Annotated in this window: 23 protein-coding genes and 1 pseudogene; 9 read left to right on the top strand and 15 right to left on the bottom strand. The window is 72.0% G+C overall.

Translation table 11 applies throughout. The annotated features are described in order from the left end of the window. Positions 1 to 318: 318 nt before the first annotated feature. The 5 genes from ACIA8L_RS35580 to ACIA8L_RS35560 form a co-directional block, all read right to left on the bottom strand. Positions 319 to 735: a hypothetical protein gene (locus ACIA8L_RS35580; protein ID WP_395911435.1), complete on the bottom strand. Its 417-nt coding sequence runs from the start codon at positions 733 to 735 to the stop codon at positions 319 to 321. A gap of 238 nt (positions 736 to 973) precedes the next feature. Continuing rightward, the gene (locus tag ACIA8L_RS35575) at positions 974 to 1990 is read right to left on the bottom strand and encodes a glycosyltransferase (RefSeq protein ID WP_395911433.1); all 1017 of its coding nucleotides are present in this window, start codon (positions 1988 to 1990) and stop codon (positions 974 to 976) included. 316 nt (positions 1991 to 2306) lie between these two features. Beyond that, positions 2307 to 3317, bottom strand: a complete 1011-nt coding sequence (locus ACIA8L_RS35570; RefSeq protein WP_395911432.1) for an SDR family oxidoreductase — start codon at positions 3315 to 3317, stop codon at positions 2307 to 2309. Between the two features lie 357 nt (positions 3318 to 3674). Continuing rightward, positions 3675 to 4844: a DUF2786 domain-containing protein gene (locus tag ACIA8L_RS35565; RefSeq protein ID WP_395911430.1), complete on the bottom strand. Its 1170-nt coding sequence runs from the start codon at positions 4842 to 4844 to the stop codon at positions 3675 to 3677. Positions 4845 to 5078: 234 nt separating this feature from the next. Next, a complete protein-coding gene (locus tag ACIA8L_RS35560; RefSeq protein WP_395911428.1) occupies positions 5079 to 6242 on the bottom strand; it encodes an FAD-dependent oxidoreductase in 1164 nt (387 codons plus the stop codon). A gap of 110 nt (positions 6243 to 6352) precedes the next feature. Here ACIA8L_RS35560 and ACIA8L_RS35555 point away from each other — a divergent pair, with 110 nt between their 5' ends. From ACIA8L_RS35555 to ACIA8L_RS35540, 4 genes are all read left to right on the top strand, one after another. Next, positions 6353 to 6952 carry a TetR/AcrR family transcriptional regulator gene (locus tag ACIA8L_RS35555; protein WP_395911426.1) on the top strand — a complete coding sequence of 200 codons (600 nt, stop codon included), beginning with the start codon at positions 6353 to 6355 and terminating at the stop codon, positions 6950 to 6952. A gap of 60 nt (positions 6953 to 7012) precedes the next feature. After that, on the top strand, positions 7013 to 7954 hold the full coding sequence (locus tag ACIA8L_RS35550) for a TIGR01777 family oxidoreductase (RefSeq protein WP_395911424.1): 942 nt from the start codon (positions 7013 to 7015) through the stop codon (positions 7952 to 7954). A 260-nt stretch (positions 7955 to 8214) separates the two neighbouring features. Further along, complete coding sequence (locus ACIA8L_RS35545) at positions 8215 to 9558, top strand: chitosanase (protein WP_395911422.1); 1344 nt, start codon at positions 8215 to 8217, stop codon at positions 9556 to 9558. Between the two features lie 173 nt (positions 9559 to 9731). Then, a complete protein-coding gene (locus tag ACIA8L_RS35540) occupies positions 9732 to 10658 on the top strand; it encodes a hypothetical protein (protein WP_395911421.1) in 927 nt (308 codons plus the stop codon). A 514-nt stretch (positions 10659 to 11172) separates the two neighbouring features. On the opposite strand, the gene ACIA8L_RS35535 is transcribed toward ACIA8L_RS35540, so the two are convergent. The 5 genes from ACIA8L_RS35535 to ACIA8L_RS35515 all read right to left on the bottom strand — a co-directional run bounded on the left by ACIA8L_RS35535 (position 11173) and on the right by ACIA8L_RS35515 (position 15170). Beyond that, on the bottom strand, positions 11173 to 11748 hold the full coding sequence (locus ACIA8L_RS35535) for a hypothetical protein (RefSeq protein ID WP_395911419.1): 576 nt from the start codon (positions 11746 to 11748) through the stop codon (positions 11173 to 11175). Between the two features lie 155 nt (positions 11749 to 11903). Beyond that, positions 11904 to 12485, bottom strand: a complete 582-nt coding sequence (locus ACIA8L_RS35530) for a dihydrofolate reductase family protein (protein ID WP_395911417.1) — start codon at positions 12483 to 12485, stop codon at positions 11904 to 11906. A gap of 63 nt (positions 12486 to 12548) precedes the next feature. Further along, the gene (locus tag ACIA8L_RS35525) at positions 12549 to 13388 is read right to left on the bottom strand and encodes a helix-turn-helix domain-containing protein (protein WP_395911416.1); all 840 of its coding nucleotides are present in this window, start codon (positions 13386 to 13388) and stop codon (positions 12549 to 12551) included. 97 nt (positions 13389 to 13485) lie between these two features. Continuing rightward, positions 13486 to 14274, bottom strand: coding sequence for an ABC transporter permease (locus tag ACIA8L_RS35520; RefSeq protein WP_395911414.1), 789 nt, complete (start codon positions 14272 to 14274; stop codon positions 13486 to 13488). Further along, on the bottom strand, positions 14271 to 15170 hold the full coding sequence (locus tag ACIA8L_RS35515) for an ATP-binding cassette domain-containing protein (RefSeq protein ID WP_395911412.1): 900 nt from the start codon (positions 15168 to 15170) through the stop codon (positions 14271 to 14273). Before ACIA8L_RS35515 ends, ACIA8L_RS35520 begins: the two co-directional genes overlap by 4 nt. A 92-nt stretch (positions 15171 to 15262) precedes the next feature. Between ACIA8L_RS35515 and ACIA8L_RS35510 the strand changes: the two genes are divergently transcribed. Further along, positions 15263 to 15865 carry a TetR/AcrR family transcriptional regulator C-terminal domain-containing protein gene (locus ACIA8L_RS35510; protein ID WP_395911751.1) on the top strand — a complete coding sequence of 201 codons (603 nt, stop codon included), beginning with the start codon at positions 15263 to 15265 and terminating at the stop codon, positions 15863 to 15865. On the opposite strand, the pseudogene ACIA8L_RS35505 reads toward ACIA8L_RS35510, so the two are convergent. The 4 genes and pseudogenes from ACIA8L_RS35505 to ACIA8L_RS35490 all read right to left on the bottom strand — a co-directional run. Beyond that, positions 15847 to 16989: pseudogene (locus tag ACIA8L_RS35505) on the bottom strand (MFS transporter); the annotation flags it as partial. The gene ACIA8L_RS35510 and the pseudogene ACIA8L_RS35505 overlap by 19 nt on opposite strands. A gap of 40 nt (positions 16990 to 17029) precedes the next feature. Beyond that, positions 17030 to 18901 (bottom strand): hypothetical protein, encoded by a 1872-nt coding sequence (locus tag ACIA8L_RS35500; RefSeq protein ID WP_395911410.1) that lies wholly within the window; start codon positions 18899 to 18901, stop codon positions 17030 to 17032. Positions 18902 to 18972: 71 nt separating this feature from the next. Further along, positions 18973 to 19881 carry a hypothetical protein gene (locus ACIA8L_RS35495; RefSeq protein ID WP_395911409.1) on the bottom strand — a complete coding sequence of 303 codons (909 nt, stop codon included), beginning with the start codon at positions 19879 to 19881 and terminating at the stop codon, positions 18973 to 18975. 147 nt (positions 19882 to 20028) lie between these two features. Beyond that, positions 20029 to 21060, bottom strand: coding sequence for a GGDEF domain-containing protein (locus ACIA8L_RS35490; protein WP_395911407.1), 1032 nt, complete (start codon positions 21058 to 21060; stop codon positions 20029 to 20031). A 195-nt stretch (positions 21061 to 21255) separates the two neighbouring features. On the opposite strand from ACIA8L_RS35490, the gene ACIA8L_RS35485 reads away from it, so the two are divergent. After that, complete coding sequence (locus ACIA8L_RS35485) at positions 21256 to 22305, top strand: hypothetical protein (protein WP_395911404.1); 1050 nt, start codon at positions 21256 to 21258, stop codon at positions 22303 to 22305. Here ACIA8L_RS35485 and ACIA8L_RS35480 read toward each other — a convergent pair. Continuing rightward, the gene (locus tag ACIA8L_RS35480) at positions 22302 to 22661 is read right to left on the bottom strand and encodes a GntR family transcriptional regulator (protein WP_395911401.1); all 360 of its coding nucleotides are present in this window, start codon (positions 22659 to 22661) and stop codon (positions 22302 to 22304) included. The genes ACIA8L_RS35485 and ACIA8L_RS35480 overlap by 4 nt on opposite strands. Positions 22662 to 22687: 26 nt before the next feature. Here ACIA8L_RS35480 and ACIA8L_RS35475 point away from each other — a divergent pair, with 26 nt between their 5' ends. The 3 genes from ACIA8L_RS35475 to ACIA8L_RS35465 are packed head-to-tail and all read left to right on the top strand — an operon-like array spanning position 22688 to position 25739. Then, entirely contained in the window at positions 22688 to 23539 is an 852-nt protein-coding gene (locus tag ACIA8L_RS35475; RefSeq protein ID WP_395911398.1) for a PIN-like domain-containing protein, read from the top strand. A gap of 32 nt (positions 23540 to 23571) precedes the next feature. Then, positions 23572 to 24780, top strand: coding sequence for a mandelate racemase/muconate lactonizing enzyme family protein (locus tag ACIA8L_RS35470; protein WP_395911395.1), 1209 nt, complete (start codon positions 23572 to 23574; stop codon positions 24778 to 24780). Continuing rightward, the gene (locus ACIA8L_RS35465; protein ID WP_395911393.1) at positions 24780 to 25739 is read left to right on the top strand and encodes a D-2-hydroxyacid dehydrogenase; all 960 of its coding nucleotides are present in this window, start codon (positions 24780 to 24782) and stop codon (positions 25737 to 25739) included. The genes ACIA8L_RS35470 and ACIA8L_RS35465 overlap by 1 nt, the downstream gene beginning before the upstream one ends.

The following is a 25739-nucleotide window of genomic DNA, read 5'->3' as shown; positions in this document are numbered from 1 at the left end:
GTTCGCCGCTGTGAACTCCGCTGCGTTGGTGAGCCGTGCTGGTTCCGTTGGTCGCGCTGCGCCGGTTTGCCGTGTGCTTCCGCTCGGCGGGCGCGCGTCCGCCGCATGCAGCACTGCGCGTCCGCCGCATGCAGTGCCGCGTGTTCGCCGCTGTGAACCCCGCTGCGTTGGCGAGCCATGCTGGTTCCGTTGGCCGCACGGCGTTCGTTTACCGTGCGCTTCCGCTGGCCGCCGCGGTTTGTTCGGCGGGACTGATTTGGTGGCCGTGCTGGTGGCTGGTGGGCGCGGGTCGGGTGCGGGTGGTCCGGTCGGCGGGGGTCAGCGTCGGGCGGCGGTGGTGGCCAAGGTCCAGGTCACGGCGTCTTCGGCCAGGGCGGCTGGTAGGGCGGCCCAGTGGCGGTCGGCGGCGAAGGAGCGCCAGCGGGCTCCGGCGTAGCTTCCGGCTACCGCGCCGGCGGCGGCGGCCAAGGCGGGGACTATCGGGTTGGCGCCCTCGCGGCGGGCCAGGAACGTGGCGGCGGCGCCGGCGAAGAGGAGGCGGCCGGCCAGTGGGGCGGCGGACAGGCGGCTGGGGGCGTTGGGGAGTTTGTCCACCACGAACTCGCCCGCGGCGGCGGCGGTCGTGGCCAGTTTCCAGGCTCGGGAGCCGCTGCCGAAGGCTACGGCGGCGGGGGCGGCCAGGCTGCGGCCACCGGCGGCGGCGCCTAGCAGAGCGGAGCGAGCGATCAGCCACATGACGGCGACGCTACCCGGCCTCCCGGGCTCGCAAACGTCTTCCGCCCTCGCGGGGACATCGCGGAGATTCAACGTGGTCACCGCCGCCGGTTCAACGTGGTCGCCGCTGTCGGTTCCACGTGGTCGCCGTCGGAGATTCAACGTGATCGCCGCCGCCGGTTCCACATGGCCGCCGCCGCCGGTTTTACGTGGTCGCCGCCGCCGGTGACGGAGGCTGAAGGGCTCTACGCGTAACGGGTCAGCGTAGGGCTGGGACTCCCTCGGTGGTCAGGGCTCGGACTATCGCCTCCGGGGAGGACATAGCGGCGATCTCCACCTGGATCCAGGCTGCTGCGCTGGCGAAGTCCGGGTCTTCCACCAGGCGTGGGAGGTGGGTACGGACCGCTTGCTCCGCTGCGGCCGGGACCGGGGTGGCCGCCGTCAACGCGGCGCCCGCGTGAGTGATTTCGCCTTCCGGGGGTGCGGTCGGCTCGGTCGAGAGGATCAGTTGGGGGAGGCCGTGACCCAGGGCCGGCAGGAGCACGCCGGGGCCGCCGGAGGAGATCAGGGCCGCGCAGTGGGGGAGTACCTCGGCGTCGGGGAAGTTGGTGGCGATCAGGACGTTTGCGGGCTGGGGGCCGAACGATGACGGGTCGGCTTCCAGGAGGAGGTTGATCGGCTGGTTGCGGAGCGCGCTCAGGATCGCGGCGGCGTCGGCTGGGGATTGGGGGCGGGCCAGGACTGTGTTGCGGTGTGGCAGGGCTCGCATCGGGGGTGCGGTGCCGCGGCTCACCGTCGTCGGGCGTAGGTCCAGGGTGTTCGTCCAGATCCGTTCGCCCTGGCGGCGCAGCGTCGGCGGGCACACGTCCAAGTAGGTGACGTCCCGGGCCGCGTCCACCGACGTCGACAGCAGGCCCCAGCGGGCCAGCAGGCCGTCCAGGTGCAGGGCGTAGGCGTTCCACAGGACCATCGGCGGCATGATGCCCAGGCCGTGCACCACGTGCCTGGCTCCGGTCGCCGCCGCCGCTACCGCGCCGGCCACCTCGGCGGTGTCGGAGACGATCAGGTCGGGGCGCCAGGCCTCGGCTCTCGGCAGCAGGTCTTCCGTCCGGCGGGCGGCGGAGCTGGCGAAGAACGCGGCTCGTTCGGCGGCCGTGCCACCCCGGCTGAAGGGGGCGTTGGCGGCGCCTATCGGCCAGGTTTCCAGACCCAGGCCGGTGGTCAGGCCGGCGCCGGTGGCGATGACCACGTGGTGGCCCGCCGCCCGCGCAGCCACCGCCAGTGGCCGGATTGTCGCGACATGTCCGGACAAAGGGCACGCGCTGAACAGGATCCGCATACCGAGCGCACGGACCCTGCGGCCGGGTGGTTCAACGCTGTCGGATAGCTGTCACCGGCGGCGGGCCAGAACAGTCAGCGACACCGGCTCAAGTGGCGGCGAGTCGGCCGGCGGCGGCTTTCGGGCGGCGCGAGCCCATCGACGACCGGTCCCATCGGCGCGGCGGACCACAGCGACGCCGGCCAACGTGGGCAGGCCGGCGTCGGCGGCGGACCACAGCGAAGCCGGCCAAGGTGGACGGGCGGCGCAAGGCTCATCGGCGGCGGACCAGGGCGACGCCGGCCAAGCCCAGCAGGCCCGCGCCGGCGGCGGCGATCAGGCCGTGGTGGTGGGAGGCCCACAGCTGCGGCGAGCGGGGCTTGGCCTTGGCGTCGAAGTCGCCGTGCGCGCCGAAGTCGGTGTGCTCGTCGGCCGGGTCCCACAGGTTCTCGGGCTGGTTCGGGTCGCGGGGCTGCGCGGTCTGCTGAGAGTCGTAGCCGGTACGGGCCAGGTAGCGCTCCAGCAGCGCCGGGATGAACTTGTCGGCGATCAGGGTGCCGACCGTTGACGCGCCCACCCAGTATTCGCGGCGGCGGGGGTTGTCGGCCGCGTAGACCACGGCCTTCGCGGCGAGCTCCGGCTGGTAGATCGGGGGGACGGGCTGGGCGTGGCGGCCGAGGCGGGAGCGGACCCAGTCGAACTGTGGGGTGTTCACCGCCGGCATCTGGACCATCGTCACGTGCACGTCGCGCTTGTCGTGCAGGAGCTCCACGCGGACGGACTCGTTGAAGCCCTGGATCGCGTGCTTCGCCCCGCAGTACGCGCTCTGCAGCGGAATGCCGCGGTACGCGAGGGCCGAGCCGACCTGGACGATCGCACCGCGGTTGCGGGGGAGCATGCGCTCGAGGGCGACGCGGGTGCCGTAGACGTAGCCCAGGTATGACACCTCGGTGACGCGCTTGAACTCGTCCGGGTGGACCTGCATGAACGGTGCGAAGACCGACGTGAAGGCGTCGTTGACCCAGACGTCGATCGGGCCCAGTTCGTTCTCCACGCGGGTGGCGGCGGCGTCGAGGGCGGCGAAGTCGGCCGCGTCGACCTGGATCGGCAGCGCCTCGCCGCCCAGGTTCTCCACGTCCTCGGCCGCGGCCTTCAGGCCGGCCTCGCCGCGGGCCAGCAGGGCGACCGAGGCGCCGCGCTTCGCGAACTCCCGGGCCGTGGCCCGGCCGATGCCGCCGCTGGCCCCGGTGATGACGACGACCTGCCCAACGCCCTGATGCCTCATGTCGGTCTCGTACCCGCCCGCACCGTCTCAGTAACAACCGGAGAGCGCTCTCCGGGCAAAAACCGAACCAGAGGCATTCACCCCCTTGACAGCAAGGCCATACACGAGGAACGCTTCAGAGAGCGCTCTCTCAACCGCGATCGGCACGATGATCGAGGGTCAGTGATCAAGCGGGTGGAGCTGCGCATCAAGGACCCCCTGAGGGCGGGGGAGTGGCGGGCCGCGCACACCAGTTGGCGGAGTGCGCGGCCCGTCCTTGTCAAGAGCCGAAGTCCAAGCCGAAGTCCAACCCGAGGTCCAAGCCGAAGTCCGAGCCGAAGTCCAAGCCGAGGTTCAGGTTGCAGTGCGAACGAAAGCTCAGCTCAGCACCGCCTGATCGGCGGCCTCCCGGCCCGACTCCCAGCCCTCCCGGCTGTCGACCCGGCTCCCGCGGCCGCGAACCGTGCGGGGGAAGATGCGGGTCATCGTCTCGCGGACCTGTTCGTCGCGTGAGCGCAGTACCGGCAGAAAGCTCTTGTCCGTAGCCTGCTCCAAAGCCAGCTCCGTGGCCCGGGCCAGCCGCTCCCCGATGCGGACCGCGTAAGCGACGAGGAACGACTGGCGAAACGCCTTGAGCCGGGCCCGGCCCGCCTTGCCCCCGGGTGGCTCGGCCTTCGCCATGGCCCGGCCCGCCTGCACGAGCAGCGAGGTGTAGAGCAGGTCGACGGCGTCGATGTCGGCGTCGAACCCGAACACCGTGGTGAAGCCGAGGTCGGGCGACCACACGGTGTGGCAGCGGTTCGCGTCGGCGACGGCGCTGAGCAGCGACGCCTTCTCGCCCTCGTACGGGTGGTCGACCCCGATCCGGCGCGCGAACGGCACCACGTCGGTGCGCTCGCCCCGGCCGGCCAGCAGGGCCTCGTCGATCGCGTGCCGGGCGATGAGCTCCTGCGCCTTGGCCGTGTAGGTCTCGGCCTCGGCCGGGTAGGTCGTCGACTCGGCCTTGGCCAGCAGCGCCCGCACCCGGTCGAGCAGCCGATCGTCGACGGCCGAAGCCCCCGGACGGGCCGCCGCGGCGGTCTTCAGGAACGGCACCAGCACCTCGATCGACGGCAGCTCGGCCAGCTCCGTCAGCAGACCCAGCAGGTCGTCGACGACGGAGATCCGGTCCCGGCGGCGCTTCGCGGTGAGCTCGGACACATACCGCTCGTCGGCGCTCCACCACACCCGGGCCTCGAGCTCGTCGGCCTGCGCGAGCCAACGGTCGTCGATTGTTCTTCGATCCAACCCCCGCAGTTGTACTGCTATAGCGTCGACAACCGCTAGACCGAGCACCGGCCGGTCGGTGCCGCCGCGGCGCACGACGGCCCGGTGGAGCTCGGCCGGCTGCCAGCCACCCCGCCACAGCCGCGCGGTGGCGTCGATCAGGGCGGCGAAGAGGGCCGGGTCGATCTCGGCCGCGGGGGCGACGGCGAGCAGGTCGAGCCCGCTCTCATAGGGAACCGCCCCGCGCACGAGGTCCTCGATCTGCCGGCGGGCGCTGTCCACCGCGCCAAGGCTACTGCGCGTAGCGGCCGTCCGGCGCACCGCCCGAGCGTTGCCCCGATCACGTGGAGCGACCGGCGAGAAGCCTGGACCGCCATCGGGGCGCCACCACCGCTGCGACCCAGCAGCGCCGGCTCGGAAGCGACCGGGGAGAAGCCTGGACCGCCATCGAGGGCGCCACCACCGTCGCGATCCAGCGGTGCCGGCCCAGGCCGGAGCCGCGTGTTGCCGGTCGCCTCAACGGCGGTCGGGCGCGGCGAGTTTCGCGGGCTCGTACGCGTAGAGCCAGGCGGTCGCCTTCTCGTAGACCATCGGCACGAAGATCCGCATCATCGCGGCCTGGAGCCGGCGCTTGAGCGGGCCGGACCGCTTCGCGTTGCGATTGTCCTCGGCGGTCCCGAGGACCTTGGTGATCCGGGGCCGGCGGTCGGCGTCGTAGCGTCGCAGCGCCTCCGCCACCGAGGGCGCCGCCTGGAGCGCGGCCGCCAGCGCGAGCGCGTCCTCGATCGCCATGGACGCGCCCTGGCCGGCGCCGACCGGGTGCGCGGCGTCGCCGATGATGACGATCCGGTCGCTGTGCCACGTCGTGACCGGGTCCAGCACGTGCATGATGGTCGTGGGCTGCAGCGACGTGGTGGCGGCGAGGATTGCGGCCGGCACGGCCTCATCGCAGTACAACCGGGAAAGCTCCTGCAGTCGAGTGGCGTCGTCGATGCCTCGGCGTGCGGGGGTCACCGGCGAGCTGACCTGCGCCGACCACCACACCTCGGCCCCCGCGCGCAGGTGCAGGAACGCGCCGTTGCGCGCGAACGTCAGGTTGAACACGCCCGGGTCGACGCCGTCGAGCTGCGACACGCCCGACACGCTGAAGAGGCCGGCGTACTGCGGCAGCGGTGCGGCTGGGTCGAGGTGGGCGCGGACCGTCGACCAGAGGCCGTCCGCGGCGACCAGCACGTCGGCGGTGTCGGTGCGGCCGCCCTCGAACGTGGCCAGCACGCCCGTTCCGGTCTCCTCGACGTGCCCGAGCCGCGCGCCGGTGACGATCGTCGCGCCCGCCTCCGTCGCGGCCGCCCGCAGGGTGGCGACCAGCCGCCCGCGCAGCATCGACACGCTGTGCAGGGTGTCGCTCGCCCGGCGGCCGCGGGCGACGTCGCCGATGAGCATGCCGCCGGCCGACCACATCCGCTGCCGCTCGATCTCGAACCCGGCCGCCCGCACCGCGGCCAGGCCGCCGAGCGCGTCGACGGCCCGCAGCCCGTTGGCGGCCAGGCTGATCCACGCCCCGACGTCGCCGGCCGGGTCCTCGTACGCCTCGTACACGGTCACGTCGACACCGATCCGCCGCAGCGCCAGTGCCGCCGTCGCCCCGCCGACCCCGCCACCGATCACGATCGCTCGCATCTCGCCCTCCCCATTTCACTGAATTTTATTTCGCTGAATCTATGTTCGGTGAAAGTGTGTTCGGTAGAGTGGCGGATGTCAACCGGCGGAATCTGGGAGGATCACTGGCCATGACGCCGGGGGTACGCAAGGCCAAGGCCGCCCAGACCCGGGCCGCGCTGCTGGACGCGGCCCGCACGCTGTTCGGCGAGCGCGGCTACCTCAACACGAAGATCACCGACATCACCGCCGCCGCCGGCCGCTCGACCGGCTCGTTCTACGAGCACTTCGCGGACAAGGAGGAGCTGCTGCGGGCGCTGCTCGGCGACATCGAGGACGCCGCCGACGAGCGCCTGGCCGCCCAGGAGCATCCGCGCGAGCACGACCTGACCGACCGGGCCCAGCTGCACGCGCACCTGGAGATCGCCTGGGGCGTGATGCGCCAGCACCGCGCCATCCAGGTGGCGATGTTCCAGTCGATGGTCGCCGACGACCCCGCGTCCGGGCGGGCCTGGCAGGACCTGAGCGGGCAGACCGGGATGCTGCGCGAACACCTGGAGTGGCTCCGCGAGCAGGGCCGGGAGCTGCCGGGGGAGCCGGAGCTGCTCGCCGCCGGCATGGGCGCGCTGCTGGCCCTCGTGAGCTACGCCCTGCCGCCCGGTGGTCCGTACACGGACGAGCAGGTCGTCGATGCGTTCACCAACCTGCTCCTGCGCGGTCTGGCGGGCTGATCTCGCGCTCCGCGCACGGCACCGTGGCAACCGCGCGGATCGGCTGGTACAAAGGCGATCGTGAAGATCGTGCTGGCCGGGGGGACGGGCGCGCTGGGGCGCCGGATCGCGGCCGATCTGGCCGAACGCGGCGACGAGATCGTCATCCTGACCCGCCGCGCACGCGCCGACGTCCCGCACCGCCAGGTCGAGTGGGACGGCGCCACGGTCGAGGACTGGGCCGCCGAGCTCTCCGGCGCGGCCGTGATCAACCTGGCCGGCGAACTGGTCGACCGCCGCCCCACCCCGCGCAACGTCGAGCTGCTGCGGCTCTCCCGGGTCCGCCCCACCTGCGCACTGGTCGAGGCGGCCGCCGTGCTGGCCGAGCCACCCGCGGTCTGGCTGCAGGCGAGCACCCTGGCGATCTACGGCGACGCCGGCGACACCGAACTGTCCGAGACCGCCGCCCCGGCCGACGGCCCGCCCCAGATGGCCGGCGTGGCCCGGGCCTGGGAGGCGGCCGCGTCCCTGACCGAGGCCGCGACCTTCCACCGCGCGATCGTCGGCACCCGCCAGGCGATCCTGCGCACCGGCATCGTCCTGGACCGCGGCACCCCGGCCCTGAACCGCCTGACCGGCCTGGTCCGGTGGGGCCTCGGCGGCCGCGTCGGCACGGGCCGGCAGTGGATCAGCTGGATCCACATCACCGATTTTTTGGCGGTGGTACGGCATGTGCTCGCGCATCCCGCGATGAGCGGCATCGTCCACGTCACGGGCCCCAACCCGGTCCCCAACGCCGAACTGATGCGGACCTTGCGCACCGTCCTGCACCGCCCGCCCGCCCCGCCGACCCCGGCCACCCTGGCCCGCCTCGGCGCCTTCGTCCTGCGCACCGACCCGGCCCTCGCCCTCACCGGCCGCCGCTGCGTGCCCGGGCGCCTCCTGGACGCGGGCTTCGACTTCAAACACCCCGACCTCGAGCCGGCCCTGCGCGACCTCCTGCTCGGCGGCGCCCGGCACTGACGCCGCGTCCGAGCGGCACCGCTGGGCCGCGTCCGCGCGTCGGGCCGCGGCGCGTGCGGGCTTGACGGCGTGGCTGGGCCGCGTCCGCGCGCTGAGCCGCGACGTGCGGTGGCTGGGGCGGCCGGCGGCGAGGTCGGGCGGTTGGTGGTCGCGCCTTTCTTAGGCGGCGTCACCCGAACGGGATGCGGTGGGGTGAGGGTTTTCTTAGATCCGGCTTTAGCGCGCTGTCAGCGGGACCTCACGCATGGTCCGATTCCGGGGTGCACTTATCTCGCAGGCTGATCGGGGCGCTCGCCGGCGCCGGAGCACTCATCGCGGTCCCGCTGGTCGTCTGGGCGAACGTCGGGGCGGAAGCGGCGACCGACACGCTGCTGTCGCAGGGGCGGCCGGCGACGGCGTCGTCGGAGGAGTCCGCGGAGCTCGGCGCGGGCAACGCTGTCGACGGTGACGGCACGAGCCGGTGGGGCAGTGAGGAGGGCGTCGACCCGCAGTGGATCGCCGTCGACCTCGGTGAGTCGCACGCCATCAGCCGGGTGCGGCTTCGCTGGGAGACCGCGTACGGCAAGGCGTATGAGATCCAGACGTCGCCCGACGGGCAGGGCTGGACCACGATCGGCGCCACGACGGCCGGGGACGGCGGCACCGACGAGTTGACGGGGCTCTCCGGCGCGGGGCGGTTCGTGCGGATGTACGGGACTGCACGCGGTACCAAATGGGGCTATTCGCTCTTCGCTTTTGAGGTTTATGGCACCGGCCAGGACACCGCCGGCGACGCTCCGTCGGCCCGCCGCCCGGGCCGCGCATCCCAGGGAGTTCCGGTGATCGCCTCCGACGTGCCCCGCCCGTCGAAGTCCGCGGCCGCGACCAGGACGGCGGCGCCGGGCGGCGCCGGCTCCGGGACCGGGCTGGCCGACCCGGGCAAGAAGGACATCGCGATGCAGCTCGTGTCGTCGGCGGAGAACTCGTCGCTGGACTGGAAGGCGCAGTACAAGTACATCGAGGACATCGGCGACGGCCGCGGCTTCACCGGCGGGATCATCGGCTTCTGCTCCGGTACCGGCGACATGCTGGACCTCGTCGAGGCGTACACGCAGCGCGTCCCCGCCAACCCCCTCGCCCAGTACCTGCCGGCCCTGCGCAAGGTCAACGGCAGTGCCTCCCACGCCGGCCTCGACGGGTTCCCGGCCGCCTGGGCGAAGGCCGCGGCCGACCCGCAGTTCACGAAGGCCCAGGACGACGAGCGCGACCGCGTCTACTTCAACCCGGCGGTCGCCCAGGCCAAGGCGGACGGTGTCGGCGTGCTCGGCCAGTTCGCGTACTACGACGCCATGGTCATGCACGGGCCCGGCCCGGACGCGGACAGCTTCGGCGGCATCCGCAAGGCCGCGCTGGCCAAGGCGAAGGCGCCGGCGCAGGGTGGGAGCGAGAGCGCGTATCTGACCGCGTTCCTCGACGCCCGGGCGACGGCCATGCGCACCGAGGCCGCCCACAGCGACACAAGCCGGGTCGACACCGCGCAGCGGCAGTTCCTGCAGCAGGGCAACCTGGACCTGCACACGCCGCTGACGTGGAAGGTGTACGGGGAGACGTACCGGATCGGCTGAGTGTCCGCGAGTTCGGCCGCTTCCCGCCCGCCAGGTGGCAAATCGCCATCTGGCGGGCATAAGGCGTGTTCAGCAAGCTTCGGGCGGGGCTTTGCACGGGTGCGTACGATCGCTGGCGTGGCGCTGGCGATCTTCGATCTCGACAACATCCCGACAGTCGCGGGCGTGTCGCCATGAACGCCGTCCCGGGCCCGTTCGAGCTGTGCGCCGAGGCCCTCGCCACCGCCCGCGTGCAGGGCCTGAGCGCCGACGCGCCGATCCACGCGCTCGCCTCGACCCTCGGCGCCGAGTTCACCGAGCACGCCGGCCCCGACGGGATGTACCGCGACTTCGGCCGGGTCGAGTGCCACTACGAGCGCCTGGGCCCGGACGAGCCGTGGCAGGGCCGGTTCCTGGTGGTCCGGGTCGACCGCCTTCCGGGCCGCATCCGCCTCGACGACCTGCAGGAGGACCTGCGCCGCGTCGGCCAGAACCTGGCGCCGCTACCCCCGGCCCGGGCCGGGGCCGTTGACATAACGCTGAAGGCCCCGCTGAGCGGCTCGACGATCACCGTCGACGGCGACGGCACCGCGATCGCCATCGCCGCCCCGGTCTGGCCCGTCCCGGAGCTGCCGGCCCTGCCCGAGTCCCGCTGGCGGGCGGTCTGCGAGAGCCTCGACTACCTCCTCCCGCTGCCCCGGAGCGAACGCGCCGAGTGGCTGGCCGACCGGGTCCCCGACAGCTCGGAGGCGGCCGACTGGTGGACCTCGCTCGTGCACCCGCTCACCACCCTCCGCTTCGGCGACCCCCAGCGCGCCGCCGACTGGGCCGGCCTGGAACTGTGGCTGCTGGACCGGGCCGGCGACGCCGGTGCCTGGCCCCGCGAGGAGTGGGTGTGGCGCTGGATGTGGTTCGTCCGCAGCCTCACCGCCCGCGCCGCCACCCCGCACGCCGGCGAGCTGACCCGCCTCAGCCTGGCCGCCCTCCCGATGACCGTGGCCCAGCTCCACGCCCTCCCACCGGACTGGCGCGCGATGACCGCCGCAGACCTCCGCCGGGCCAGAACCGCCCGCGCCCTGATGTCGGTGGCGACGACGTACGGCGCAAGGGTCATGGGCTAGCGAGCCCCCGAAGTCCCACGACCCGTCACCACCGAATGTCGACCACGACGACCCGCCAGCGCAGACGGATCGCAACCACCGATCGGGCGACCAAGCTACGGTCCGGACCACACCACACCTGTAGCACCCATCGGCCGAGCCCACATCGCGGTGCCCCTACGACCGCCCCGCCCCGCCCCAACCCCGCCACCCCGCGTGCCCGACGCGGTGCACGGCGGCGCGGTGCACGGCGGCGCGGCGCATGAAGCGGCAATCCACAGCTGATGCACGAAAGTCGGGCCGGTTTGAGAGGCACCGCATCTGGCTCTCGGCCGATGGGGAAAGCCGAGGTAAGTGTGGGCGCGACCGCGGTTTGGTTGCCCATCGGGGCAATGAGGTGCTCACGACCACCGTATGACAACCACCAACCGAAATCATTCCCCCGCCGAAGGCGCCACGAATAGCGCCCACCGAAAAATGACCACGACGGACCGAGCACCGACAGACGAACCGCAACCAACAAACCGCACCCAAACTACGGTCCGGACCACGCTATCCGGTAGTTACCATCGGCCGAGCCCACAACGCGGTGCCCCTCCAACCGGCACCTGCCGCACCTGACCGCCCACGAGCGCGACACCCGGCGAACAACCGGACGCGCCGACCGCAGCGGCCCATGACGCACCGGGCCGGTCCGCTCAACAAATTCCGGCTCAGCGGCGCAGGCATCCGCAACCACATCGACATCAAGCGTCGGAGCCGGCATGAGCACTTCGCCCTGCTCCTGCGCCTCGACGACCATCGCCTCGACGGCCTGCTCCGACGGCTTGACGGCCTGCGCCTCAACGGCCTGCGCCTCGACGGCCTGCGCCTCGACGGCCTGCGCAAGCCGGGCCGCCCGGGCCTGGAGCCATTCCTCCTTGGTCACCGGCACGTTGTCGCCATAGATCCGGCGAAGCTTGGCGGCGTGGCGTTGTTCAAGTCCCCAGTCGCGTTGTTCCCGATGCACACGGCGAAACGCTTCCACCATCGGGCTGTATTTCCGCGACCGGGTCCGATCACGCATCGTCGCCGTTTCGCTTTTGCCGAATAGGCTCATCTGCCCCCGCATGAATCAATTATCTCAAACTCGAAGATCAAGCACACTACCCATTTTTCTTGACGTGATCTCCACGAAGAATCGCTCTTCTCCAGGTACTTCGGTGGTGACGATTCGGGGGCCGGCGATAGAGATGGTCGGCCCTTTTCGCGTGTCCGCCCGGACGGTCAACGGCGCACCCGATAGCGCAGGTGCAGCACCCGGCGGCCCTGGACAACCGCGTCCGGGCCGTCCAGCAGGTGCTGGGCGTCGACGGAGCCGAAGTAGCGCTTGCCGGACCCGAGCACCACGGGTGCGACGTCCATGCGTACCTCGTCGACCAGGCCCGCGGCCAGCATCTGCCCGCCGACGTCGCCCGCGGCGACCTCGACGACGCGGTCACCCGCGAGCTCCCGCGCCTTGGCCACGGCCGTCTCGATGCCGTCGACGAAGTGGAACGGCGCCTGGTGGTCCCAGCCCTCGGGCGCCGGCCGGTGACTCACCACGACCACGTGGTCGATGCCGCTCGGGGGCTTGCCGTCCCAGCCGTCGGTGATGTCGAAGGCGTGCCGGCCGGCGATGGTCACCCCGATCTCGTCCCAGTACGGCCGGACGTAGTCGAACGACGCCCGCGACACCCGCAGCACGCCACCGTCGTCCAGCGGTACGTCACCGCTGATCAGCCACTCGAAGATCGGACCGGGATCGTCGTTGTCGGCCGCGATGAAGCCGTCCACCGAAACCGACGCGTTCATGACCACGTTGCCCATGGACTCCTCCTCTGTTTGGAGTCCCAAGTCTGGTGCGGCGTGAGCTGTCGCTCTTGTACGAAATCAATCGGCCGGGAGCGGCCAGCCGTCCAGGACGTGGCCGGGATTCTCGCGCCGGAATCGCCGCCGGACTTCGGCGTAGCGGGTCGGTGTGAGGCCGGTGAACTCCCGGAACTCGCGCACGAAGTGGGCCTGGTCGAAGTAGCCCGCGCCGGCGGCGACCTCGCCCCAGTCGATCGGTGCGGCGACGTCGAGCGCCAGCACGGTGGCGGTGAAGCGGTAGCTGCGAGCCAGCCGTTTCGGGGTGACACCGACGACGGCCTTGAACCGCTTCGCCAGGTATGTGCTGCTGGCGCGGGCCGCCACGCCGATGTCGCTGATCGGCACCGTCCCGCCGGTCGCGGCGACGGCGCTGCTCATCCGGCGGACCAGGTCGAGGCCGTCGATCACCCGCAGCCGTCGCACGAGCTCCTCCTCGAGCAGCGTCAGCATGTCGTGCGGTCCGTCCGCCGCGGTCAGCCGGTGTCGCAGCGCGGCGACGGCGGGCCGGCCCCAGATCCGCTCGACCGTCGCCGGTCGGTCGCACAACTCGGCCGCGGGCATCGGCAGGAACGGTGCCAGGCCCCACGGCCGGCAGTGGACGCCGACGGACCGGGTCGGGGTCGGGTAGCTGAACTCCCACGCACGGGTGGGTGTGGTGACCGCGCAGCCGTCGGCGTATTCCACGGCGTCCGCGTCGGTGCCGGCGCGGATGAGGAACGGCGCCCCGAGGTTGACGATGAGCAATGGCGCGGGCGCCGCCGGCAGCATCAACCGGGAGTACGGCGGGGTGCCGTCCAGGTAGTAGAGGTCATCGATCAGGCCGTCCAGCGGTGGACCGGGCACCCTGGACACATACTCCACGCCGACATCATCGCCGACGCCGACGGCTCTTCTTGACGGGCGCCCCGGCGCATTGCGGTCCCCGCCGACGCCACGCGTTGTGGAGAGTCGGTTCGGGTCAGCGCGGGGAGGCCTTCCGGTAGCGCAGGACGGCCAGTGGGACGAAGAGCAGCAGGAGCCCCAGCGACCAGGTGAGGGAGGTCAGCTCGGCGTGCCGCAGGGGCCAGGCGGTGTCGGTGGCGGTGGGGGAGGGGTTGCCGAACAGGGCGCGGGCGGCGGCCACCGTGGCGCTCATCGGGTTCCAGTCGGCGATGGGGCGTAGCCAGGGTGGGAGGCCCTGGCTGGGGACGAACGTGTTGGCCAGGAACGTCATCGGGAACAGCCAGGAGAAGGTGGCCTGGTCGGCGATGGTGGGGCTGGACACGGACAGGCCGATGAAGGTGCCGACCCAGATCATCGCCAGGCCGAACAGGCCCAGCAGGGCGAAGCCGGCGGCCGTGGCCACCGCGCCGCGGTGCGGGGACCAGTCGGTCAGGAGCAGGGCGCAGGCGGCCATGCCGGCCAGGCCCAGCAGGCGCAGCAGGAGCTCGGCCAGGTTGGTGCCGGTGAGGACGGCCGCGCGGGCGATCGGCATCGAGCGGAAGCGGTCGATGATGCCCTGGGTCATGTCATTGCTGGTGCGGATCGCGGCCTGGACGGCGGTCAGGGCCATGGTCTGCATGAAGATGCCGGGCATCAGGAAGGAGCTGTAGTCGCCGCCGCCGGGCAGGGTGATGGCGCTGCCGAAGACATAGGCGAACAGGACGATCATGATGATCGGGAAGACCAGGAAGCCGAGCAGCTCGCCCGGCTCCCGCCGCAGCCGGGAGAAGCTCCGGCCGGCGATCACGTAGGTGTCGGCGATCATGGCGTGCTCCCGGTCAGGTGCAGGAAGACCTCGTCGAGGGTGGGCCGGCGCAGTGCGATGTCGTCGAACTCGATGGAGGCCGCGGCCAGCTCGGTGGCGATGCGGACGAGGGCGTCGGAGGTGACCGAGAGGCGGGCGCCGGTGACGGTGACGTCGCCGCCCATGATGGCGGCGGCTTCGGCGGCCCAGGCCGGATCGTGCAGGACGACGTCGACGCGGGCGCCGCCGATGGAGCGTTTGAGCGCCAGGGGTGGCCCGGCGGCCGCGACCCGGCCCCGGTCCAGGACCACGATCTGGTCGGCCAGGCGGTCGGCCTCGTCGAGGTATTGCGTGGTCAGCAGCACGGTGGTCCCCGCGCGGGCGAGCTTGGCGATGATGTCCCAGATCTCGAGGCGGGTGCCGGGGTCGATGCCGGTCGTCGGCTCGTCGAGGAACAGCACGGCCGGGGCGACGATCAGGCTGGCGGCCAGGTCGAGCCGGCGGCGCATGCCACCGGAGTAGGTCCGCACCGGCCGGTCGGCGGCCGCGGTGAGCCGGAAACGCTCCAGCAGCTCGTCGGCCCGCCGCCGGGCCCGGCGCGCGGAGAGGCGGTGGAGCCGGCCGAAGAGGACCAGGTTGGTGCGCCCGGTGAGCACCTCGTCGACGGCCGCGTATTGCCCGGCCAGTCCGAGCTCGCGGCGGGCCTGGGCGGCCTCCCGCACCACGTCGTGGCCGGCCACCCGGGCCTGGCCGCCGTCCGGGCGCAGCAGCGTCGCGAGGATGCGCACCACCGTGGTCTTGCCCGCCCCGTTGGGGCCGAGCAGGCCGCACACCGTGCCGGCCGGCACGTCCAGGTCGACGCCGTCGAGTGCAGGGCGGCCGCCGAACCGCTTGATCAGTCCAATGGTTTCGATCATCACAACCCCCTTAACACCGTTAAGGATTTAACGTCGTTAAGGAGTACCCTGTCAAGGTGCCGCTGGACCGGGAACAGGTGATCAAGGCCGCGATGGAGCTGCTGCAGGAGGTCGGCCTGGAGGGGCTGTCGCTGCGGAAGCTGGCCGGGCGGCTCGGCGTGCAGGCCCCGGCGCTCTACTGGCACTTCAAGAACAAGCAGGAGCTGCTCGACCAGCTGGCCGAGACGATCGCCGCGCAGACCCTGGTCACCGATGCCCTCGCGCCCGGCGAGGCGTGGGACGAGTGGATCGCGCAGCGGGCCCGGGAGATGCGCGCCGGCTTCACCCGCTACCGCGACGGCGCCATGCTGGCCGCCGTGACCCGGCCCCAGGTGGTGCAGCTCAACAACGTCGAGCGGCAGCTGCGGGTGCTCTGCGGAGCGGGCCTCAGCCCAGCCGACGCGATGGTGGCGATGATCGCGATCGGCAACTACGTGTCGGGCTTCACGCTCGACGAGCAGGCCGAGTGGTTGCGGGCCGGCGAGCCCGAGGCCGACTTGGACGTGGCCGAGGTGCTCCGCTTCCTGGAGGCATACCCCCTGATCAACGCCAGCGTCCGGGTGACCGGCAACCCCGGCAGCGACGAGAACTTCGAGCGCGGGCTGCGGATGGTGCTCGACGGCGTGCGGGCGGCCGTGGAGCGCTCGGCCCGCTGAGCGAAGAGGTAGACCGCGCACAGCACGAGGACCAGCGCGATCGTCACCAGCAGCACCTGATAGCCGGCGCCCGCGATCAGCGCGGCCCCGAGCGCGATCGACCCGGTCTGCGGCACGGTCACGGCCATGGTGGCGGCCGCGAAGACCCGGCCCTGCAGCCGGTCCGGCGTCGCGCGCTGCAGGCGGGTGGTGAACCCGACCGCCAGCCACGGCAGGCTGATGCCGAACAGTGCGGCACCGGGCAGTACCGCCGCATGGGCCGGCACCGCCTGTAACAGCGCACCGGCCGCGCCGAACAGCATGCCCGTCGCCATCAACCGCGCCTCGCCGAGCCTTCGGGCGAGGGGGGCCGCGCTCGGGCCGCCGAACAGCGCCCCCGCGCCCTGCACGGCCGCGAGCACGCCGACGAACGCGGGGGAGCGGTGCAGGCCCTGCCCGGCCACCGCGAACACGGTCGTCTCGCTGAACCCGAACACGCACAGCGCGCACGCGGCCGCCAGCACCACCGGGCGCAGGCGGGGGGAGCGGGCGATGAACCGCAGGCCGCCGCCCTCACCGGCGATCGGCTGGGCCCGGCGCTCGGTGACCTTCAGCTTGAGCAGGCAGACGATCGGCACCGCGTAACTGGCGGCGTCGATGAGGACGGCCACCTTCGGGCCGGCCAGCACGAACAGGCCGGCCCCGAGCAGCGGGCCGACCAGGCGGAGGGTCTCCTGGGCGGTGCGCAGCAGTCCGTTGGCGTCGGCGAGCAGCTCGCCGGGGACGATCGAGACCAGCAGGGCGGACTGGGCCGGGGCGAGCAGGGTGTACGCCGTGCCGCAGAGCGCCATCGAGAGGTACACCAGCCACACCCGGCCCGGGCCGTCCACCGCCAGCAGCGGCAGGACGGCGGCCGCGGCGCCCGCGTTGGCCCAGATCAGCAGGGGGCGGCGGGGGAACCGGTCGACCAGCGCCCCGGCCACCGGGCCGAGCAGGGCCGGTGCCGTGAAGCAGAAGAACACCAGCCCGGCCGCGGCGTTGCTGCCGGTGAGCGTCTTGACCCACACGCTGGTGGCCAGCCAGAGGGTCGAGTCGCCGAGCAGCGACACGGCCTGTCCGAACAGGTAGGTCCGGGCGGCCGGCACCGCCAGCACACGTCTCACACGCGAGCGTTCTCGATCGCCATCACTCGATGTTACGTGTGTCCCACAGCCAGAGACCGCCGGTGAACTCGCCGGGTCCGAAAAGGTCGGTCAGGGTCGTGCGCACGGCCGCCCACTTCGGCTCGGCCGGGGCCAGGATCAGCGACGTGTGCCAGTACTCGAGGTCGGCCCGGGCCTGCACCCGGTCGGCCTCCGTGACGGCGGGCGCCGTGCCGGTGTAGGTGGCGGCGGTGAACAGTTTGTCCGTCGGGCGCGGCACCGGGCCGACGAAAGCGTGGTGGCCGTCGACGCCGTCGGCGGGCCCCAGGAAGTACCCATGCGAAACCGGCATGTCGGCATTTGTCGCGTTGGCCCAGAAGATCGCCGTGGGGAAGCTCCAGTCCGGCGACGGGACGATCAGGACCGACTGGTCGGGGCCCACGTACTGCTGCCATGCCCCGGATGAGACGAATGTCGGAATGGGCGTGCGGTTGACGACCTTGATCGGCATCGGCGCCGCCGGCACCAGCGCGGCCGCGAGCGCGGTGATCAGGAACAGCCGCTTCGCGCGCACGTCGGCGACCTTGAGGTCGATCAGGCGCTGCAGGCCGAGAGCCAGGATGGGCACGGCCGCCCAGTTGGTCACCTCGCCGAGCCGGGTCGGTAGGAGCGTGTCGAACAGCGGCAGGTGCTCCAGCAGCGCGAACGGGCCCGGGACGTCGGTGTCGCGGCCCTGGAACTGCAGCGGGTTGCCCCAGGCGAGCACCTGGAAGACGATGCCGGTGATGGCCAGGCAGCGGATCAGTACGCTGCGCCACTGCCAGATGACCAGGGCGGTCAGCAGCAGCACCAGGCCCCAGCCGAGGAAGCCGTGCTCCTCCGCACCGAGCGGCGACGGTGGCTCCCCGAACCGGCGCAGCCGCTCGGCCACGCTGTTGCTGCCGTAGGAGGTGAGGCCGAGCACGTCCATGCGGAACGTGGTCATGTACTCCTCGCCGCCGTTGTAGCTCATCGGCCCGAAGAACTGGAACCACAGCGGGTAGGCGAGGGCCACCAGCGACGTGCCCGCGGTCACCCCCAGGCCGGCGGCGAGCGGCCGGATCGCGGCCCGCACCCGGTCACGGCGCTGTACCCCGTAGAGCACCAGCACCAGACCGACCCCGAGCGCGGCCAGGAACAGCGTCTCCTCGTTGATGAAGACCTGATAGACGACCAGGGCGGCGAGGATGAGCCCGTTGCGCACGGGGCGCCCTTCGAGCATTTTGAACACGCGCCAAGCCAGCAGTGGTACTAGAAATTGCGCGACGAGATTCGTGTGGTAGCTGGCGTGCGAGGCGACCGTCGGCGCGAACCCGCCGACCAGTCCGCCGACCCACGCGGCGGTGCGGCTGGTGACCAGGTGGCGGGAGAGCAGCCAGTACCAGGCGGCCGCGGTGCCGGCGATGCCGAGGACGATCAGCAGGTCGAAGGTGACCTGCGGGCCGAACAGCAGCGTGATCGGCGACAGCGGGAGCCCGAAGGCGAGCACCGACGTGTTGGCCATGCCGTTGACGCCGAACGGGACGTTGTACTGCGTGATGAGGAACGGATTCTCACCGTGCGAGATCGCGCGGGCCGCCCAGGCGAGGAAGTATTCGGCCTGGGCCCGGTCACCGGGTGAGATCGGCATCCGCTTGCCGTAGTGCGCCAGCAGCGGCGACACGATGAACAGCGCGCCCAGCAGGTAGCTGCCGAGCGAAAGCAGATCCGCCCGGCGCCCGGTGCCGGCGCTCCGGGGCCCGTCGGCCCCGGTCTCGGTGGTCTCGGCGATGCTGTCCGATTCCTCGCTGGTCTCCGCGCTCCGCCGTTGCGTCACGATCCTGCCCTTGGTGGCAGGTGCGGTCGTGTCGTCCTGATCGGCCGTACCCGTCAACATCGCGTGACAATATCAGCGAACGCGGAGGGCGGGCCCGCTCACCGGACCCGCCCCTTGCTCACGGCCTGTGATCAGCGGCCGCGTTCGGTGTAGGTGATCGACGGCATCGGCGCCGGCTGGGTGCCGAACGTGTCGCCGGACACCGTCGGCCCCGGGATCGGGTTGCCGTTGATGTCGGTCGGCATCGGCGCCGGGTTGAGCGTGTCCGTCGGCTGCGGCATCGGGTTGCCGAACGTGTCGGTCGGCATCGGCGTCGGGCCGGTGGTGCCGGTCGGCGTCGGTGTCGCACCCGTCGTGTCGGTCGGCTGCGGGATCGGGTTGCCGAACGTGTCCGTCGGCTGCGGCGCCGGGGTCGTGCAGCTCGGCGTCGGTGTCGCGCCCGCGGTGTCGGTCGGCTGCGGGACCGGGTTGCCGAACGTGTCCGTCGGCTGCGGTGTCGCGGTGGCGGTGTCCGTCGGCAGCGGCGGCGCGAACGTGTCCGTCGGCTGCGGCATCGGGTTGCCGAACGTGTCGGTCGGCATCGGCGTCGGGCTCATGGTGTCCGCGGGCAGCGGCGGCGCGAAGGTGTCGGTCGGCGCCGGGACCGGGTTGCCGAACTGGTCGGTCGGCGTCGGGTCCGCCCGCCGCGCCTCGATGGTCGGCTGGATCGGCGGCGGGATGGTGGCCGCACCGGTCGGCGTGCCGAACATGTCCGGCGGGATGATCACGGAGGCGCTCGGCTGGGCCCCGGTCGGCGGGATGATGACGGGCTGGCCCGTCTGACCCGTCTGACCCGGCTGACCCGGCTGACCCGGCTGGCCGGGCTGGCCCGGGTTGCCGAAGGTGTCGGTGGGGCACGGCGGCGTTGTCGGCGCGCCCGGGTAATTCGTCGTCCAGGCGCTCAGGTCCGGGTCTGGTGTCGTCGTCTCGGCCGCGCGCGCCCCGCCGTTCACGGTCTGGGCGTCGGCGCTGGTGACGTTGATGACACCGGCGGTGAGCACGGCGAGGAAGCTAGCGGCCCCAACCGCAATCGGCAGGCGCCGTTTGCTTGTGCTGGCAGGCATTGGGTGAAACCCCCGTTGGTCTCTCGACAGCAGTCACCCTATGTTTACCCAGCGCTACTTTGCGTAATCAAAAACCGAGAAATTTCAGCCTTTTCTCAGACTTTCTGCTCGGTGCCGGCCGTTGTCCGGCCGCGGCTCCGCCGGCCGCCGCTCACCCCGCGCCGAGGACACCCGGTCGCGTCCGCGCGTCTTGGCGTCGTAGAGCGCCCGGTCGGCCGCCGCGAGCAGCGCCTCCGCGTCGGGCTCGGCGAGGTCCGCGGTCGAGGCCAGCCCGATGCTCAGGGTCGGCAGCCCGTCCGGCAGATCCGAGGACGCGGCGACGGCCGCCCGCACCTGCGCGGCCACCGCGCGGGCGCGCTCCTCGTCGCCGGCGACCAGCATCGCGAACTCGTCCCCGCCGAGCCGGGCCGGGCTGTCGCCGGGCCGGGCCGCGGCCCGCAGCGCCGCCGCCACCCGGACGAGGACGGCGTCGCCGACACCGTGGCCCCAGGTGTCGTTGATGGTCTTGAAGTGGTCGACGTCGATGATGAGCAGGCACCGCTCGGCCGCGTCGCCGCGGAAGGCGTGGGTCAGTTCGAGGTCGAAGCCGCGGCGGTTCGACACCCCGGTGAGCGGGTCGGTGAGCGCCTGCTCCTCCAGTCGGGTCACCAATGCCTCGGACCGGCCCCGCAGCTTCGACACCACGACCGTCGACACGGTGTAGGCGCTGACCAGCGCGGCGATGTCGGTGGCGGACCGGGCGTCGGGCGCGATGGCGAAGGTCACCGCGGCGTCGGTCACGCTCGCCGCGGCCAGCAGGAGGTACATGAAGTCGCGGCGGACGAACGTCGCGGCGTAGAGCAGTGGCCACAGGAAGTACAGATGGGCGCTGACGGTCACGTCCCGCGTCGTGAGGTTCAGGCCACCGATGAGCAGTACCGCCAAAAACGGCACAATCACCCAGAACGGCTCCGGCACCCGCTCGGGTGCGACCCGGCACAGCGCCCCGGCCGCCACCATGGCCCCGGCCACCGCCTCCGTGATCAGCATCCCGATGGTGGTGCCGCCGGCGAAGCCGGGTACCAGCAGCGCGCACGCGCCGACGACCGAGCCGCCGGCCATCAGGAAGTACGCCACCGCCCGAGTAGCCGCCACGCGGTCCCGCGCGTGGATCAGGGGCCGGACCGCCGCGCGCCACACAGGTAAGACGATCGGCCGTCACGGAGCGAAACTGAGCGTTCACGGGTGATGCGGATCGCCCGGTATCAGACACCACGCGTAGCGAAGAGCGGCTATGCTCCCCCGGGTCTTCCCTCGTGCCGAGGAGCTCTCATGTCTGACCCGTATGCACCCCAGCCGAACTATGACCCGTATGGCCAGCAGCCGCAGTACGGTCAGCAACCTCCTTACGGACAGCAACCACCGTCGTACGGCCAGCCCCAGCAGCCTTCGTACGACCAGGGTTACGGCCAGCAACAGCAGCCGCCGCCGTCCTATGACCAGGGCTACGGCCAGCCGCAGCAGCCGTCATACGACCAGGGGTACGGCCAGCAGCAGCCTTCATACGGTCAGCAGCCGGGCTACGGCCAGGACCCCTACGCCCAGCCGGTCTCGGCCCAGCCGGGCTACGGCCAGCCCGTGTCGGCGCAGCCCGGCTACAGCCAGGACCCCTACGGTCAGGCCCAGCCGGGCTACGGGGCCCAGCCGGCCTACGCGCCGCCGCCGAAGAAGGGCAACGGGCTGACCCTCGGCCTGATCATCGGCGGCCTGGTGCTCGTCCTGTGCGGCGGCGCCGGCGCGGTCTGGTACGTCACCAGCTCCAGCGACGAGGACGACAAGCCGACCACGACCACCACCACCGCCGGCCCGCAGGCCGCCGCCTCGGCGGGCGCCACCAAGACCACAGGCGCTCCGGCGGGCCCGAAGGTCACGCTCACCGCTCCGGCCACCATCAGCACCTGGAAGAAGCAGGCGAACCAGGACCAGGCCAAGGACATGAGCAAGCAGCTGTCGGACGCGGGCATCAAGAACCCGTTCGCGGCGCAGTATCAGGACAGCGCCAAGACCTCGCACATCGTCATCGTGTGGGGCGGCACCGGCTCGGCGTTCAGCGTCGGCGGCCCGGACAAGCAGCTCAAGGACTTCTTCGACGGCGCGTTCAAGGAGCTCGGCGGGGCCGGCAGCGACAAGACCGCAGTCGACTCGGGCAAGCTCGGCGGCAAGGCCGAGTGCCAGAAGACCGACTCGAGCGGCGTGGTGCTGTCGATCTGCGCCTGGGTCGGCACCGACGCCCTGCTGGCGTTCATGTTCAGCGCCATGGAGCCGTCGGCCGCCGCTATCCAGGTGAAGCTGCTGCTCCCGTCGATGGCGATCGTCTCCTAACGCTTCTGGGTGAGTGCCGCCTCCGCGATGCGCAGACCCTCCTCGGTCTCGATCCCGGAGGCGGCCACCACCGCCGCGTAGTCCTCGGCCGCCCGCCGCACCCGCTCCAGCGCCGCCTGCCCGGCCGCGGTCACGTAGGACCCGGCCCGGCCGCGGGTCTCGATCAGCCCGGCGTCCTCCAGCTCGCGGTAGGCCCGGGCCACGGTGTTGACGGCCAGCCCGAGGTCGGCGGCGAGGCTGCGGATGGTCGGCAGCCGGGCCCCGACCGCGAGCGAGCGGTCCCGGATCCGCGCGGCCACCTGCAGGCGCAGCTGCTCGTAGGGCGGCACCGCCGAGCCCGCGTCGATGACGAACATCGCGCCAGTATCTACCATCCGTCGATGTGCCTCTGGGATTCAGCGACCAGTTCGGTCACTACCTGCCGCCCGCCGACACCGACATCGCCACCGCGCTGCGCACCGGCCTGGTGGCCCTCGACTCCAACGTCCTGCTCAGCGCGTACCGCTTCGCTCCCGACGCCCGCGCGGTCCTGTTCGCCGCGATCGAGTGCCTCGGCGACCGCGGGTTCGTCCCGCACCAGGCCGCGCTCGAGTTCCACGCGAACCGGTTCACGGTCAGCGCCGATCACGCCGCCGCCTACGAACAGGTCCTGGACACCGTCGCCGACTATCGCGACCTGCTCGAACCGGACCTCCTCGGCCGCATCCGCTACCTGGCCTTCCGCACCGGCCTCGACCCGGCCGCCCGTGACGCCCTGCAGGACCTGGTCACCGACGCCCTGACCCCGCTCGCGACGGCGGTCGAGGGGCTGCGCTCCCGGCACGGCCTGGCCGACGACGACGCGATCCTGCACCGGTTCCAGACCCTGCTGGACGGCAGGGTCGGCGCGGCCCTGCCCGACGACGAGCTCGCCGCCGCGCAGGCCGAGGCCCGCCGCCGGGTCGCGGCCGGCCTCCCGCCCGGATACATGGACGCCGAGAAGGCCAACCCGGAGGGCGACTACCTCATCTGGCTGCAGGTCCTCGACGAGGCCCGCCGCCGCGCCGCCCCCTGGGTCGTCTTCGTGACCGGCGACCTGAAGGAGGACTGGTGGTTCGTCCGCGACGGCGGCCGGGTCGCCTGCGCCCGCCCGGAGCTGACCGCCGAGGCCGCCGCCGTGGCCGGTGCCCGCCTGGTCATGCTGACCACGCAGGCGTTCGTGCGCGGCTACGACACCGGTGGTTCGGCGGCTTGACATGAAACGATGTTCCAGACACGGTGGGGATCGTGCGCATCGCCGACGTCCGCACCGTGCTCCTGACCGGCCCGTGCACCGACGACCCGTGGCTGTCGATGTTCAAGCAGCACCGGTCGGCGGCCTTCGTCGAGGTCGTCACCAACACCGGCGCCGTCGGCCTGGGGGAGACCTACGCCGGTTACTTCTTCCCGGAGAGCGTCCCGCTCGTCGTGGACTACCTGCGCCCGATCCTGCTGGCGGGCCCGGCATTCGAGCCCGGCACCCTGGACGTCCGTGCCTTGGTCATCCGGATGCGAACGTGCTTCCAGTTCTGGGGCCGGGTGGGCCTGGGCGCGGCGGTGCTGGCCGGCATCGAGGGCGCACTCTGGGACCTGGCCGGGAAGCTGGCCGGTCTGCCGGTCCACCGCCTGCTGTCCACCACGGCCGCGCAGGACTCCCTGCCGGCCTACGCCACCGGCGGCCCGTCCCCGTGGCCACCGGCCGACCTCGTGCGCAAGGTCGAGTTCTACTGCTCGCTGGGCTTCCGGGCCGTGAAGATCGCTTCCGGATACCTGGACCCGGTCACCCGCACGGAGCGCGCCGGCGGTGTGGAAGCGGAGAAGGTCTCCCTGCTCCGCGACCGCTTCGGCCCGTTGCTCGGCATCCTGCTGGACGGGCACATGGGGCATCGGGAGGGCGAGCGGCGCTGGAACCGTGACACGGCGCTCTCGGTCCTGTCGTCGCTGGCCCCCTACGGCGTCACCCTGTTCGAGGAGCCGCTGCCCTACGACGACCTAGCCGGCTACGCGGAGCTGACCCGCAACAGCCCGGTCCCCGTGGCCGGCGGCGAGCAGCTGACGAGCTACGCCGAGTTCGCGGTGTTCGCCGACCGCCGCGCGTTCGCCGTGGCCCAGCCCGACGCCGCCTGGCTGGGCATCGACGCCTTCGTCCAGACCGCGGCCCGCTTCGCCGCCGACGGCCGCCAGGTCGCCCCGCACGCGTGGAGCGCCGGCGTGGGGGTCATGCAGAACCTGCATGCCGCGTTCGCCTGCCCCAACACCCTGACCGTGGAAATCCCGCCCGCCGCCGGGCCGCTGCACACGGAACTGTGGTCGCTGCGCCTGTCCGAAGGCCGGGTCCTGCGCCCCGACGAGCCGGGCCTGGGCGTGCACCTGCCCGACTCCGTACGCTCGAAGTACCCGTTCCGCCCGGGCGCCGAGGAGTTCTCCAGCGTCCCCGGCAAGCTGATGCGAAGCTGATGCCCGTGCACATCGCGCTGTCCCAGCCACTGGCGGAGCAGTACCGGCCGGCGGTCTTGACCATCGTTCCCGACGCCGAGATCACCTTCGAGCCGACCCCCGACACCACCATCCTGTTCGCCGACCGGTGCCCGCTGCCGATGCCGCGCCTGCGCTGGCTGCAACTCGGCTCCCACGGCTACGGCCAGCTGTCCGGCGACCTCCTGATCTCCGACCCGGTGGTGACGAACGCCAGCGGCGTGCAGGACAAGCCGATCGCCGAGTGGTGCGTCATGATGCTGCTCGCCCTGTCCAGAGACCTGCCGTCGATGCTCTCCGCGCAACGCTCCCACCGATGGGACCGCAACCCCGTCTTCCAACGGGAACTGGCCGGCCGCCGGGTGGGCATCCTGGGATTCGGCAACATAGGCCGCGAGGTGGCCAGGCATTGCACAGCCCTGGGCCTGGAGGTCTGGGTGATGACCCGCGGCGGAATCCACGATCGGGGCCTGCGCTACGACCCCTTCAACCGCGGCGCCGAACCCCCACCGGTGGACCGCTCCTTCACCATGACCGAGCAGGCGGAGTTCTACGCGCCCCTGGACGCCCTGATCGTCACAACCCCGCTGACTCCCCAAACCCGCAACCTGATCGACGCGAAGGCCTTGTCCCAGCTGCCGAGGGGCGCACTGCTCCTGAACCCGGCCCGGGCCGGCGTGATCGAAGAACAGGCCCTGATCGAGGCACTGACGTCGGGCCGGTTGGCGGGAGCGGCCTTGGACGACCACTACCGCCAGCCCATGCCGCCGGACGACCCGTTCTGGACCCTCCCGAACACGATCGTCACGTCCCACATCTCGGGCTCATCGCAAAGCCCGCACTACGTACCAAGAATCTGGGACCTGTTCCTGACCAACCTCCGCCGCTACGTGGCCGGCGACCCCCTCCTCAACGCGATAGCCCGCACCGACATAGCCTGA

Origin of the sequence: Dactylosporangium sp. NPDC051541 (genome assembly GCF_044454505.1) — a bacterium.
Taxonomy (GTDB): Bacteria; Actinomycetota; Actinomycetes; order Mycobacteriales; family Micromonosporaceae; genus Dactylosporangium.
This window is presented reverse-complemented; position numbering and strand designations above follow the sequence as displayed.